This window comes from Phytobacter sp. SCO41 (assembly GCF_003073275.1).
Classification (GTDB): domain Bacteria; phylum Pseudomonadota; class Gammaproteobacteria; order Enterobacterales; family Enterobacteriaceae; genus Phytobacter; species Phytobacter diazotrophicus.
Genome location: NZ_CP027225.1, coordinates 5,053,796 through 5,067,208 on the forward strand (window position 1 = coordinate 5,053,796; position 13,413 = coordinate 5,067,208).

The following is a 13,413-nucleotide window of genomic DNA, read 5'->3' on the forward strand; positions in this document are numbered from 1 at the left end:
AAAAACCCTGAACGCGAATAACGGCGGACAGGGTTTTTTTATGTCTTATTCCTCTGTCCTTCTCTGTTCCTGCCCTTTCAGCGCCCGTTTCTTAATTTGTCATAAAAATGTCACAAAATTCTTTTCCCATGCGTTTGAACGATATAACCCAAACCCGCCCCACAACCGCCTTCCGACCTCTGTAAAGTCCGTCCCACGCGGGTCGATACCCCTTTTGTGACCGTGCTCTTTCATTCCACCGGGGAACAACATGAAACTTAATCACTTCACAATTGGGCAACGACTCGGCCTGATGGCAACACTGTTACTGCTGGCAACGCTGTTTATCGGCTTGCGGGGGCTGGCGATAAACAGTGACAGCTTTGGGCAAAATCAGAAAATGATGGCAACGGAGAAGGTGCTTGTTGAGAGCATTGATACCGCGCGTAACGCCCAGGTGCAGTTCAAAATCCAGGTTCAGGAATGGAAGAACACGCTACTACGCGGCGCTCAGGGACAAGAGACTTTTGATAAATACAAAGCCGCCTTTGTTTCCCAGAGCCAAAAAACGCAGCAACTGCTGGAAAAACTGAGCGCGATGTTGCCACAACTTGGCATGGATAACGCGCAGGTTGAACAGACTCGCAAGCTCCATGCTGAGCTTGAAGCACACTACCTGAGCGCACTACAGCAATACGATCTGAGCGACCCTACCAGCGCCCAACGCGTCGACAAACTGGTGACCGGCATTGACCGGGAGCCGACACGGATGATTGACGAGGTAGTAGAGCGGACGCTGAAACACGCCAATGCCATTCACGTGGAGACGGACGCGCGCAACCTGGCGCAATATCAGCAAACCCGCCTGATGTTGCTGATCGCCATGGCGCTGACCATGCTGGCCGGTGGGATTATCACCTGGTGGCTGGTGCGCAGCATTACCCATCCGCTGGCACAAGCCGTTACCGTTGCCCGCACGGTGGCCTCTGGTGATTTGCAGACAACCTTTAGTATCACCGGGCGCGACGAGACAGCCGAACTGATGCACGCCTTGCAGGAGATGAACGGCAACCTGACCCGCATCGTCCACGGTGTTCGCCACAGCACGGAATCCATAGCCTCGGCATCGGTGCAAATTGCCACCGGTAGCCGGGAACTCTCTTCACGTAACGAGGCGCAGGCGAGCGCGCTGGAAGAAACGGCCGCCTCCATGGAGGAGCTCACCTCTGTGGTGAAAAGCAACGCCGAGAACTCGCGTTTTGCCAGCACTATCGCCCGCGACGCATTCACTATCGCAGGTCAGGGCGGGCAAGCCATGGAGCGCGTGGTGCAAACCATGAGCGACATCCACCAGCTCTCCAGCCAGATTAATAACATCATCGGTGTGATTGACAGTATTGCCTTCCAGACCAATATCCTGGCGCTGAATGCCGCCGTCGAGGCCGCACGCGCGGGTGCCGAAGGCCGTGGTTTCGCTGTCGTTGCCTCCGAAGTCCGCGCCCTGGCGCAACGTTCTGCCTCTGCGGCGCGGGATATTCGTAACCTGATCGACAATTCCGTTAACCGTATCGCCGAAGGGAACGCGCAGGTACAAAGCGCCGGTTCCGCAATGGCCGAAATTTTGCGTAGCGTGCAGCAGGTGAGCGAGCTGGTGGAGTCCATTTCCGCCGCCAGCAAAGAGCAGAGCACCGGTATCGATCAGGTGAACGTGGCGGTGACGCATATGGATACCGCAACCCAGCAGAACGCCACGCTGTCGCAGGAATCGTCGGCTGCCGCGCATCAAATGCAGCGCCAGGCAGAAGAGTTGTTAGAAGCCGTAAGCCAGTTCAAATTGCGGCAAAACGCCGCGTAATCAGCAGCAGCGCCATTCGCCTTTGGGTCGGAGGGCGCTGCATCTCCCCCGCTTTCATTGACTGTGCGATTCTTTATCCCCGAATTCATCACGCTTTGGTAAACATATGCCTCTACAATGCATACCGTTGTGTGATTGCCCCCCTGCCCCGAAATAACCACAAGGAAACGTATCTCTATGCCACGGTTTCGTTTGCACTTTATCTCCCTGCTGACCGCCTTTTGCCTGCCCGCTTTTGCTCACCCGCTCACGCTGGAGACCGTAAAAAAAGCTGAGGACCAGCTTAACGCACGAGTGGGCTATGCTGAATTGAGCCTCGCCAACGGTCAGATGCTGGGCAGCTATCGTCCACAAGAACGTTTTCCCATGATGAGTACTTTTAAAGTGCTACTGTGCGGCGCGGTCTTATCGCGGGTGGATGCCGGGCAGGAGCAGCTTGCCCGTCGTATACAGTATCGTAAGCAGGACCTGGTCGCGTATTCGCCGGTAACGGAAAAACACCTTACCGACGGGATGACCGTGGCCGAACTGTGCAGCGCCGCCATCACAATGAGTGATAACACGGCGGGCAACCTGCTGCTGTCTGCGATCGGTGGACCGTCAGAACTTACGGCGTTCCTGCGTAAAGCGGGCGATCGGGTCACCCGTCTCGACCGATGGGAAACCGCGTTGAATGAAGCGTTGCCTGGCGATGAGCGTGATACGACAACGCCTGAGGCCATGGCGCAGATGCTGCGCCAGCTTCTCAACGGCAAGATACTGACACCAGCATCACAGCAGCAATTAATGGCCTGGATGGAAGCAGATAAAGTCGGTGGGCCGCTGATTCGCTCGGTCATGCCTGCGGGCTGGTTTATCGCCGATAAAACGGGAGCGGGGGAACGGGGTTCTCGCGGTATTGTTGCCGCGCTGGGGCCTAATGGCAAACCGGCCCGCATCGTCGTTATCTACATCACCGAAACGCAGGCGACCATGGACGAACGAAACAAAAAAATCGCCGACATCGGCGCATCGCTGATTAAGCACTGGTAACCGGACAACGCCTGCAGGACAAAAAACAACGCCACCCGAAGGTGGCGTTGGCACACATCCAGTTCATTACTGTATGGGTGCAGACTGAGTCTTAAGCTTCTGTATTCGCGCCCAGGCCTCCGGCGCGTATTTCTCAACGTACTGTTTCGAAAGTACCTTCGCCTGCGCACGTTCCTCAGCGGTCATTTTCTTCTCGAGAAAAATACTGTTTTGCGCCGCAAAGGGATTCATATCATTGGCTGAGGACGTATCAAACCAGGCCCACGCCTGCACACGATCGCGCTTAACGCCCTGCCCATCCCGGTACATTTCCCCTAACAGGAGCTGTGCCTCGCTGAGCCCCTGTTCAGCGGCCTTACGCACCCAGTTCGCTGCCTGAGCTTCGTCCTTCTCTACCCCTTTTCCGTGCAGGTAGACATAACCGAGGTTGTACTGACCAATGCGAAAGCCCTTTTCGGCTGCCTTGCGGTATAACGCCACGGCTTTACGCTGCTCTTCTTTCGTACCATGTCCGTACAGCGCACCGAGATTCACCTGCGCATGAAGATCGCCCTGTTCTGCGGCTTTGTTGTACCAGATAATGGCCTGCTCGCGATTGTATTTGACGCCCTCAGTGCCGCTGCTATACAGCTCGGCCAGGCGGAACTGCCCGATGGCGTTTCCTTGTTCAGCCGATTTTTGATACCACGCCAGCGCCTGCGGCCCATCTTTTTCACCCCCCAGGCCTTTCTCGTACAGATAACCCAGGCGATGCTGTGCGACGCTATTTCCCTGTTCTGCGGCTTTGCCAAACCACTTGCGCGCCAGGACGTAGTTCTGTTCCACACCGCTCCCGTCAAGGTACATGGTGCCCAGGTTCATTTGCCCCCTGGCATCCCCCTGCGCCGCAGCCAGCCGATACCAGGCTACCGCTTGTTGAAGATTTTTTTCGACGCCCAGGCCACGTTCATACAGAATCCCCAAACTCTCCTGCGCAGTTGCATCGCCTTGCTCCGCCGCTTTCCGATACCATTCGCGGGCTTGCACATAGTCTTGTTCAACGCCTTCACCATGATAATAAAGCGAGGCAAGTGAAGTTTGTGCGGCTGCGAATCCTTGTTCGGCCGATTTCAAATACCAGTGTTTGGCCAGCCCGTAGTCCTTTTCGACACCACTCCCCTTGTAATAAAGACTGCCCAAATTCGATTGTGCGACGTCATAACCTTTTTCTGCTGCTTTGCGGTACAACTGTGCCGCCACAGCGGGATCCTTTTCAACACCCAATCCCTGAACGTACATCACGCCCAACTGATTGTAGGCTTCGGCATTCCCTTGTTCAGCGGATTTGCGATACCACGCCAGCGCCAGAGCATAATCCTGAGCGACACCATCCCCCTCTAAATACGCGTATCCCATACTGCATTGTGCGTTAGCCAACCCCTGTTCAGCGGCTTTACGGTGCCACATCACCGCCTCATGGCTATCCGCCGCAACGCCATGCCCTTTCCGGTAGAGCACCGCAAGATTTTGTTGTGCCTGCGGCAATCCCTTCACCGCCGCTTTCCGATACCACTGTGCCGCCTGTGCATAATCCTGCGCGACGCCTTCGCCATTCGCATAACGCAGGCCCATCACATATTCTGCGGGAGTGTACCCCTGCTGCGCCGCACGCTGGAACCAGCGTAAGGCCTTTTCTACATCCCTCGCCGTTTCATTACCCTGAAAGTAACGATATCCCAACTCCAGTTGCGCTTTCGCGTCCCCGCTTTCCGCCCGTTGCTGCACATCGTTAAATGAAGATGCGCTCCAGGTCGGCGAGGAAATGGTCAACATGCCAACCAGCAGCAATGCAAAAATAGATTTGTTCATGCCATATCGTCCTTGTTAAGCGTGAGTGCGTTTTATGGCACGGCTCAACCAGGCAATATAGAAAAATCGCGGAAGGAAACGGTTATTTAGGAAGGTATTCAGGAAAAACAACGCCACCCGAAGGTGGCGTGTTTGTATTAATACTGGTCTCTGTCTAACCAGTTGCCGGTAGGGATAAACGTTTTCCCCTCCACCGGCCGTTGGTACACATACATCCAGGCGCTGCCATAAGGCGTCTGGATAAGCTGCCGTTTATATTCGCCCCCAGCGGTACGTAGCGCGTCCAGTTCGCCAAGCGTTGTCGCATCAATGCGGTAAACTTCACCCAGCACACTGCCATCACCCGGTACAGCGCCAGGGTAGTGCCCCAGACTGTAGAGTTGATAATCTTCAACGCAATAATCGCCCAGCCACTGAGCATTGGTCATCCAGTGGCTGTTGCCTTGCTTGCGTCGTAAACTGCCGTAGACAAATATTCGCATTGCTAAAACTCAAACTGATAGAGCAGATCAAGTGCCTGATCTAAGCCAGACACCGCTTCCAGATACAGCTTAGGCATCAGGCGATAACGTAACGTGAGAGTCGCCAGTGAGTCAAAAATACCCACACCATATTTTACCTGTAGACCCGGCAGTACATAGCCGCTGACCACCACCTGGGAGGAGTCGCCCACCCCTTCGGTGTCCAGCGCCAGATTGCTTACGCCAAACGTCTCGCCGATTTTACCCACAACCTGACCACTTTGTGCAACCCCCAGGCCCACTAAGGCTGAAGTCATTGCTGCACTATCGCTTTGTCCGCTCTCCAGACCCTGCCCGCGAAGCAGGTAAGAGAGCGCCTCTTGCTGCGACATCGCCGGGTCGGAGAAGATCTCCGCCTTCGGTTCATCTGCCGTGCCGGTAATACGCACCCCGGCGGTCACGTCGTTCTCGGTGGCATCCGGGTTACGAATCGCCTCGATATTCAGCAGCGGCTGATCGACAGGGCCGGAGAAAATCAGCTCCCCCTTACGCACAATCAAATCCTGACCATAAGCGTGGTAGCGCCCTTCCGGAATATTGATTTGCCCGTTAAGGCCAAGCCCTTGTTGATCCTGAGTCACTTTCAGATCGCCGGTCAGCCGCGCTTTCAGTCCGAAAGCATCCATCCGCACATTATTGCCGACATGCACAATCAAATTACTGTTAATCGGAATCGCCGCGCTTTTCGGTTTTTCCGGTTTCAGATCCGCATTGAGCATCACCTCATCACTGGAGGTGCCAACCGCGCTTTCCGGCAAATCATGCACGACGATCCGCGCCCAGGGCACATCGACCCGGCCATCAAGCGTAAACAGCGTCGGCGTAGCCTCGAACACCAGGTCAGGGGAGACGTCCAGACGCACCATAGGCGGCACGGTAATGCGCACCTTGTTCCCCTGTGCCGCCACGCGGGCACGCCAGTTGTTAATCTGGCTCCAGTCCGCATCACCGCTCAGGTTAATCTGTCCACGTTGGGTCCGCACCACCCCTTGCAGGGTCGAGGTGGTGCCATTGAAGTTCATTGCCAGTTGGCTGGGCTGCATATCGAACGGCATGAAGTTACCTTCCACATCCACACCGTTGAGCTGCATCTGCCCGAACAATTGCGGGCTTTGCAGATTTCCGCCGAGCCGTAGGTTAGCGTTCAGCGTACCCGCCGCTTTCTCGCCGCGCGTAAAGATGGCGTTAGCCATTGCCAGCGAGAAATTGCGGATATTGACGTTACCGCCAAGGTTACGCCGCCCCTGCGGATCGGTGACCTGCACCTGCCCGTCAAACTGTCCGTTATTGGTCAGACGGATCAGCCAGCCTAAATCCGCACGGTTATTCTGCAACTTCGCGTTAAGGTTCAGTGTTTCGAAGGCGACCGGCAGCGGTGCATCGTTCACTACCTGGGTCACTTTGACATTACGCCCGGACAGCGTAACTTCACCCTGCGGCAAGCCTTCTTTGGTGGCATCCCACGAGACATCAGCCTTACCGCTGAATGTGCCGCTGGCCTGGGTGGTATCCGGCATAAAGGGTTTCAGCATCGCCAGGTCGAAGCGGTTCAGATTGACTACCGCACGTCCCTGCGCCCCGGCATCAATCGTCTGCGGCACGCAAAGCTCCGCATTCGGGTTGGTCCAGCAGTGTGGTCCAATACTGATCTTCTGTTCCTGATTACGGTAATCCAGCGCGATTTCACGGTTCAGGGCAACTGGCCCGACGGGGGTGGTGAAGCGTGTATCGCTAAGAGTGCCCTTCCAGCGCTGTTCGTTGCGATCAAAACTCCCGGCCAGTTTTAACTGCCCGGCGACCGGCTCACCCTGCACCCGCAACTCAAGCTCGTGCTGCTTTTCACTACCTTTGGCAGCAAGCGTTGCCAGGCTGATATTCACCCCAGGCTGAGAGAGGCGTTCAACCCGCACATTCATCGTACCGGCAAGTTGATCGGTCGATTTCACATCCCCTTTCACCAGGACACGGGCCACACGCAGCGCTTGCCAGCGCAGATTGCTGGCGGTGATATCCGCCATTACCTGTGGCGCATCCACCGTACCGCGAATATTCACCAGCCCTTTAGCCGTCCCGCCCAGCCCTGGCAGTGCGTTATCCAGACCTGGCGCGTCGATGTTGGCATCCAGGTTAAGATCTTTTACCCCCAGTTCGCCTTTGACATCGGCTTTGTTGCGTCCCAGTTCCAGATGCAGCCCCGGAATGGTCCACTGCATATAGCTGTTGCCTTTAAGCTGCCCGTCAACGCTGACTTTATTTTGTTTCACGTTCCCGGCGAGTTTCAGCTCCGGGATATCAAGCTGCCAGGTTCCGCCGTAGAGACTGCCGCGCATTTTCGCCAGCCCGTTCAGTTTTGCAGGCCAGTCCGGGAAGGTTTTTGCGGTGTTGATACCGTCCAGCGTTAACTCACCGCGCCAGCTAATCGCCTGCTGCCAGTCGAGCAAGGCTTTGAGTTCGGTTTTTCCTTCCAGCGCGGCTACGCTCAGCTTGTCGATGCTGATTTGCTGCTCGTTACCTTTACCGTCCAGAGTGATGGTGGCTGGTGGTACGTCCTGGCCCTTTACCGCCGTGCGGAACGACAGCGTGTAGTCAGTCATTTTACCGGTCAGCTTGAGCTTAAGGTCGTCGGCCTGATACTGTTTTTCACCGGTAAACGGCCAGTAGAGCTGCTCGCTGGTGATGTCCAGATTGAGCGGCAGCCCCGCCTCGGCAAGCTGCGTTTGCCCACGCAGAACAATATCCACCGGGCCGGACAGGTTGACGCCAAACTCCAGTTGTTTGCGCACCTCGCCGCCGACTTTGAGTTTCACTTTCTCGCCTTTCATCGGATCGACATTCAGGGTGCTGTTGAGGGTGATATCCACCGGCCAGTTATCCCGCAATGTCGCCGTGCCCGTGGCATTAAGCGTGCCCTGATTTGAATCGATATCGAACGCATCAAGCTTCATATTGCCGTCAATGCTGCTCACTTTGAGCAGCATATTGCTGACCGTGATATCGGTGTCACCGGTTAAGCGAAGCTGCTCACCGCGAAATTCTTCAATATTGAGATTGAGCGGCAGATGCACATCCGTCATCTGCGGCAGCAGCGGTTTGGCGAAGAGTTGCTTAAGGGATTCGCCCAACGGCAGTTCATCCGGTTTCGGATTCTCAACCTTCGGCTCCACCACTTGTTCCTGCGCCACCTTCGCCACTTTCGGCAGGGCAATTAGCAGGCCGCTCAGCGAGGTGGGTTTCAGGGTCAGGTTTTTCTCTTCCCAGTTCAGGGCAGAGGAGAAGTTCATGACGGAGACGGTCGTGTCATCAATATTGATATTGACGTTATTGAGGGCCACGCGGCTTAACGTAATGGGATACGGCGTGGAAAGGTTTAACGGCCCGTTATCCTCTTCTTTCACTGGCGCGGCAGGTGGCATCTTTTTGGTATCGATGACCACATTGATATCTTTTAGCGAGATATCGTTCACGCACAGGCTACTGTCACGCAGGCAGCCCAGTTTCACCGCCAGATGGAACTCTCCGGCATTCACCGCGATACCCGGCTGATCGTAACGAATGTTTTTCAGCGATAAATCACGCCAGCCGCCGGTCACCTGGCCGATTTCCAGCCCCGGAACCCAACGGTTGGCGGCCTTAAACAGCAGGTGTAACCCGCTCGTCGTCCCGACGAGAAAAATAACCGTCCCCAGCACTAACAGGATAAACACCAGTACGCCGAGGCTTATCTTCTTCCATAAACTCATAATTCAGGCCCCAAACCGATGTAAAACTGTAATCCGTGCTCGTCTTTATCGCCGACCGGAACGGCCAGATCGAATTTGATCGGGCCAACCGGTGATTGCCAGCGTACCCCGACGCCGGTACCGGTTTTGAAATCACTGCGGCGGATATCGCTCACGGCCTCACCGCTGTCGACAAAGACCGCGCCCCACCATTTACCCGTCACGTTGTACTGATATTCCAGCGATCCGGTGGCCATTTTCGAGGCCCCGATCAGCTTGCCGTCATCATCCTTCGGCGCGATAGATTTGTATTTATAGCCGCGGATGCTGCGATCCCCCCCGGCAAAGAAGCGCAAATCCGGCGGTACGCGGTTAAAATCGTCTGTTTCAATCCACCCCAGGTTGCCACGGGCCACAAAACGGTGGCGGTCATATAACGTGCGGATCCAGGCGTTTTGCGCCTGCATCACGATAAACTCCACATCCGAGCCCCAGGCGGTGCTGGAGTAATCGATGGAATAACGCTGGGAATCCCCCCAGGTCGGCATCAGACCGCCGCGCGAACGGGTACGGCTGATCATCACCCCCGGATAAAGCAGCATGGTGGTGTTGGTTACGCTCGCCTGCGTAAAGTGGTCGAGGCTCCAGCGCAGATTAATAGCGCGCTGCCAGCCGCTGGAGAGATCCCAGTAACGGGAGACCGCAAGCGTGGTGGAGTCCGCTTCGGTATCATTTAAATCGGTGCGCTTAAAACCGCCCTGTACCAGATAATATTGCTCAAGCGGGTTTTTGAGCAGCGGAACTTTGTAGCTGAAATCAAGCTGTTGTTCCGGCGCCGAGACGCTGGCTGTGGTGGTAAAGCTGTGGCCATAGGAGTTTATCCATGGCTTTTTCCATGTGGCTTTAACGCGCGGACCTACGTCGGTGGAATAGCCGATGCCGGTCTCAATGGTGTTTTCTATACGCGGTGCGACGACACCTTTTAAAGGTAGTACTTTGCTTTCTCTGGCTTTATCAAACTCCGGTGCCACCACCACGGAGTTAAACCAGCCGGTAGCCGACAGGCGACGGTTAAGTTCCGCCAGATCTTTGGTCTGGTAATAATCACCTTTTTTAAACGGCACCAGATTTTGCAGATACTCTTCGCGGATTTGCGAACCTTCGAAGGTCACATCTCCGAAACGGTAGCGCTGTCCGCTGTCATAGTCGATGTCCCAGAATGCCTGATGCCGGTCAAGCGCGATGCCCAACTGGCTGTGGTTGTAGTGGCTATCAAAATAGCCTTTGCGCAAGGCCACACGGGTGAGTGATTTCTTAAAACCGTCGTAATCACCGTGGTTGAGCACAGTGCCTTTTTCCGGGCGCTTTTTTAGCAATGCAATATAATCTTCATCGGTACGCGCACCGCCGCGCAGGATCACATCCGTACCGCCGATGCGTACCGGTTCCCCTGCCGAGACACGCGCAATCAATACCTGACGCCCTTTCGCCGGCGGTGGGCGAAGCTCGAACTCGATAGTGGGTTCGTAATATCCCAGCGCTTTCAAACCTTCACGGATGGCGTCATCGACACGCGCCTGAAATCGCTTGTCCGGCGTCACTTCATCGCTCTCGATGGTGGAAAGCTGAGCGCGGACATTTTTCTGCAGCGCTCCGGTCAACCCTTCCAGTTGCAATCGGACGTTTGCCGACATGGCGCTATGGCTTGCCAGCAACAAACCGGCAAAACATAAAGTACGGATTTTTGGCACGTTCTCTCCTGAATATCCCTTGTTCCCACCCCTGGAAGGAAACGTCAATACCGCTCCGCGGCTTGTAAAAAATCCAATATGTGGATTGAAAAACGGACGACACCCCAAATATTTCTTATGTTTAAATCTAGTCTGATTTACCGCGTTTATTGTGTTAAAAGAGACGCTTCGTTACAACCTTAACCGCAATTTGCGCTTATGGGAGGCCTCACCATGAGTCTGTTTGATAAGAAAAACCTTGTTACTCAATCGGATGCGTTACCCGGACGTAACACGCCAATGCCCGTTGCCACGCTACATGCTGTTAACGAGCACTCCATGACAAACGTACCGGAAGGGATGGAGACCGCTTATTTCGCAATGGGTTGCTTCTGGGGTGTCGAACGTCTGTTCTGGCAACTGCCCGGTGTCTACAGCACGGCGGCAGGTTACATGGGCGGTTATACGCCGAACCCAACCTACCGCGAAGTGTGTACCGGACAGACGGGCCATGCCGAAGCGGTTCGCGTAGTGTATGACCCGTCGGTGATCAGTTATGAGCAGCTTCTGCACGTGTTCTGGGAAAACCACGATCCGGCCCAGGGGATGCGTCAGGGCAATGACCACGGCACACAATACCGCTCCGCCATTTATCCGCTGACGCCCGAGCAGAGCGCCGCCGCCCACGCCAGCCTCGAACGCTTTCAGGCGGCAATGCGGGCCGCGAATGATGATCGAACTATTACGACGGAAATTGTTAACGCACCGCCGTTTTACTATGCCGAAGACGATCATCAGCAGTATCTGCATAAAAACCCCTATGGATATTGCGGCATTGGTGGCATTGGCGTTTGCCTGCCGCCGCAACTGGCCTGATATTTCTTATTACCGGTTCAGCTTCCTGAACCGGTTTTCACGTTGCACCTGACCCGCTCACCCTGGAAATTCTCGCTTTAACTTTTCGCTATTCTTTCTCCACCGACCACGCTATTTTCTCGTCATTACTGGTTTAATTTCGCATGCCTGAACTGTATTACGAGATATGTGTATCCTGTTCATTTTATTGAGAAGTTTTTTTAACGTCTTCATTTTTTAACTTAAGTAAAATCTGTCATATATAACGTTCTTTTTCATAAGCGTATTTCAGATAAATTTCCATTTAAGAGTGACATCACCTGTCGCAATATGCTCTTAGTATGTGTTACACGCGTTGTAAGCGTGTTTTTGAGAAAGCGATGTGAATACCACCTGGAGGGAGAGTTTATATGCCTTACTTAGCAGAAAGGATAACCACTCCACACGGTCAACTACTGGGCGTTAAGATCTACCCAAGAAAAACGCTTGTTCTGAACAGCCTGGAAAAAAAAAGAACTTATCTTTTTGATTTAATGAATGCCATCGGCAATAAAGCCGATTTTTTTAAAAAGCGTGATTTGTTCTGTCTGGTCTCCATCACCGATGAAGAGATCGCAATGCTATTAACGTTCGACTTAGTATTACAGGCAACACTGGCTCGACTCCCTTTTGTAAAATTACAAATCAACCAAACATTTGAAACAGCCATACAGGATTTAGCAAAAAGTAAAAATGGTATCTGGCTGAGTCATGTGGGGAATGAAAACGCACCCTTTACGCAGTACTGTGAGGCAATCGTTTTGGATGAAACCTTTACGAACAACGAGTTAAACAAAAATACGTTTCCGTATCTTATCCAAAATTTAAAGCGTTATTGCGAAAAAGTTATTATAAAAACAGACAATAATATTAACCGTCGGGCACTTGAAGAGGCGGGCATTTGGGCCTGTTGCGGACTTTATGCGCCAATACCGTTCAGTAAGGTGCATCAGTTAATGTAACCCTTTGTTGCGAAACGCCCTGCCCATTTACAGTGTCATTTATTACGAAATGAATATGAATTGATATTTTGATTTATTTTTTCACACATAAACAGTGAAAAACTCCAGCATATCCTCAGGTAAGGAAGGACGTCTTACGGCCATAAAAAAACCGCCTTCATAGTGAAGTCAGTGCCAGAAGCATCACTGCTTAACAACGTTCTTTGCACAAGTGGCAATGTACAAATGCGCTAACTATCAAAGAAATACCCTTTGATAGGTATATATATTGATATTAATTATCGATCAATAAATGATTGATTAATAACTTTTAGCGATCAATATTAGATATATCTAGGCATTAACAAGGAAAGGATATGGACCGGGTTAGCGTAATACCCATTCACAGCCTGAATGGCACAATTGTTGGATTTTCAATGGACTGTAGCGATCATCCCCCGCACAGCCATCACCTGAAGTATTGTTCTGACTTCTCTGTCGAAAATGGGCTTTTGTTTTATGTTAACAACCCCAGGAATCTTACAGATACTGCAGCACAGTTTCCACACCTGACATTAATGAAACAGGAAGATCCTGCGTTATTTGGGCTATGGCGGGAAAACGTCCGCCAGGCCGTGGTGATTAATCGAGACTTCTACCATAAACAGGTGCAGAAACCCACTTTCCCTGAACTGATTAAGAACATCCGAAAATCATATTCGGATCGCGTCATTATCGACGGCGTACAAAGTACGTGGGAATTTTCAGTACTACAGGATTGCGGCATCTGGGCGGTTCAGGGCTACATGTATCGCTCAGTACCCTTAAAGAAACTGGAGTGGTTGCTTTAATCGTTACGAAAGAGAACACGAGCGTAATAACGAAAAGGTCACA

At 53.2% G+C, this 13,413-nt stretch carries 9 protein-coding genes; 5 read left to right on the forward strand and 4 right to left on the reverse strand.

Features of this window, described 5'->3' with window-relative positions; all coding sequences use genetic code 11:
• The first annotated feature begins 250 nt into the window (after window positions 1–250).
• Both C5523_RS24565 and bla read left to right on the forward strand, forming a co-directional pair.
• A complete protein-coding gene (locus C5523_RS24565; RefSeq protein WP_108702158.1) occupies window positions 251–1,834 on the forward strand; it encodes a methyl-accepting chemotaxis protein in 1,584 nt (527 codons plus the stop codon).
• Window positions 1,835–2,011: 177 nt separating this feature from the next.
• Complete coding sequence (gene bla, locus C5523_RS24570) at window positions 2,012–2,866, forward strand: class A beta-lactamase (protein WP_108702159.1); 855 nt, start codon at window positions 2,012–2,014, stop codon at window positions 2,864–2,866.
• Window positions 2,867–2,932: 66 nt separating this feature from the next.
• On the opposite strand, the gene C5523_RS24575 is transcribed toward bla, so the two are convergent.
• The 4 genes from C5523_RS24575 to tamA all read right to left on the reverse strand — a co-directional run bounded on the left by C5523_RS24575 (window position 2,933) and on the right by tamA (window position 10,705).
• Window positions 2,933–4,714 (reverse strand): tetratricopeptide repeat protein, encoded by a 1,782-nt coding sequence (locus C5523_RS24575; RefSeq protein ID WP_108702160.1) that lies wholly within the window; start codon window positions 4,712–4,714, stop codon window positions 2,933–2,935.
• A 137-nt stretch (window positions 4,715–4,851) separates the two neighbouring features.
• Window positions 4,852–5,196 (reverse strand): gamma-glutamylcyclotransferase, encoded by a 345-nt coding sequence (locus tag C5523_RS24580; protein WP_039077766.1) that lies wholly within the window; start codon window positions 5,194–5,196, stop codon window positions 4,852–4,854.
• Window positions 5,197–5,198: 2 nt separating this feature from the next.
• Window positions 5,199–8,975: an autotransporter assembly complex protein TamB gene (gene tamB, locus C5523_RS24585; RefSeq protein WP_079497709.1), complete on the reverse strand. Its 3,777-nt coding sequence runs from the start codon at window positions 8,973–8,975 to the stop codon at window positions 5,199–5,201.
• Window positions 8,972–10,705 carry an autotransporter assembly complex protein TamA gene (tamA, locus tag C5523_RS24590; protein ID WP_039077768.1) on the reverse strand — a complete coding sequence of 578 codons (1,734 nt, stop codon included), beginning with the start codon at window positions 10,703–10,705 and terminating at the stop codon, window positions 8,972–8,974. The genes tamB and tamA overlap by 4 nt, the downstream gene beginning before the upstream one ends.
• A gap of 213 nt (window positions 10,706–10,918) precedes the next feature.
• Between tamA and msrA the strand changes: the two genes are divergently transcribed.
• The 3 genes from msrA to C5523_RS24605 all read left to right on the forward strand — a co-directional run bounded on the left by msrA (window position 10,919) and on the right by C5523_RS24605 (window position 13,370).
• Window positions 10,919–11,560 (forward strand): peptide-methionine (S)-S-oxide reductase MsrA, encoded by a 642-nt coding sequence (gene msrA / locus C5523_RS24595; protein ID WP_039077769.1) that lies wholly within the window; start codon window positions 10,919–10,921, stop codon window positions 11,558–11,560.
• Window positions 11,561–11,949: 389 nt separating this feature from the next.
• The gene (locus C5523_RS24600; protein ID WP_071193491.1) at window positions 11,950–12,540 is read left to right on the forward strand and encodes a hypothetical protein; all 591 of its coding nucleotides are present in this window, start codon (window positions 11,950–11,952) and stop codon (window positions 12,538–12,540) included.
• A 356-nt stretch (window positions 12,541–12,896) separates the two neighbouring features.
• Window positions 12,897–13,370, forward strand: a complete 474-nt coding sequence (locus C5523_RS24605; RefSeq protein ID WP_039077771.1) for a hypothetical protein — start codon at window positions 12,897–12,899, stop codon at window positions 13,368–13,370.
• The last annotated feature ends 43 nt before the right edge of the window (window positions 13,371–13,413 follow it).

What these genes read in the sequence shown, in the direction of transcription:
- C5523_RS24565 (WP_108702158.1), top strand. Translation starts at nt 251, where the DNA reads ATGAAACTTAATCACTTCACAATTGGGCAACGACTCGGCCTGATGGCA.
- bla (WP_108702159.1), top strand. Translation starts at nt 2,012, where the DNA reads ATGCCACGGTTTCGTTTGCACTTTATCTCCCTGCTGACCGCCTTTTGC.
- C5523_RS24575 (WP_108702160.1), bottom strand. Translation starts at nt 4,714, where the DNA reads ATGAACAAATCTATTTTTGCATTGCTGCTGGTTGGCATGTTGACCATT.
- C5523_RS24580 (WP_039077766.1), bottom strand. Translation starts at nt 5,196, where the DNA reads ATGCGAATATTTGTCTACGGCAGTTTACGACGCAAGCAAGGCAACAGC.
- tamB (WP_079497709.1), bottom strand. Translation starts at nt 8,975, where the DNA reads ATGAGTTTATGGAAGAAGATAAGCCTCGGCGTACTGGTGTTTATCCTG.
- msrA (WP_039077769.1), top strand. Translation starts at nt 10,919, where the DNA reads ATGAGTCTGTTTGATAAGAAAAACCTTGTTACTCAATCGGATGCGTTA.
- C5523_RS24600 (WP_071193491.1), top strand. Translation starts at nt 11,950, where the DNA reads ATGCCTTACTTAGCAGAAAGGATAACCACTCCACACGGTCAACTACTG.
- C5523_RS24605 (WP_039077771.1), top strand. Translation starts at nt 12,897, where the DNA reads ATGGACCGGGTTAGCGTAATACCCATTCACAGCCTGAATGGCACAATT.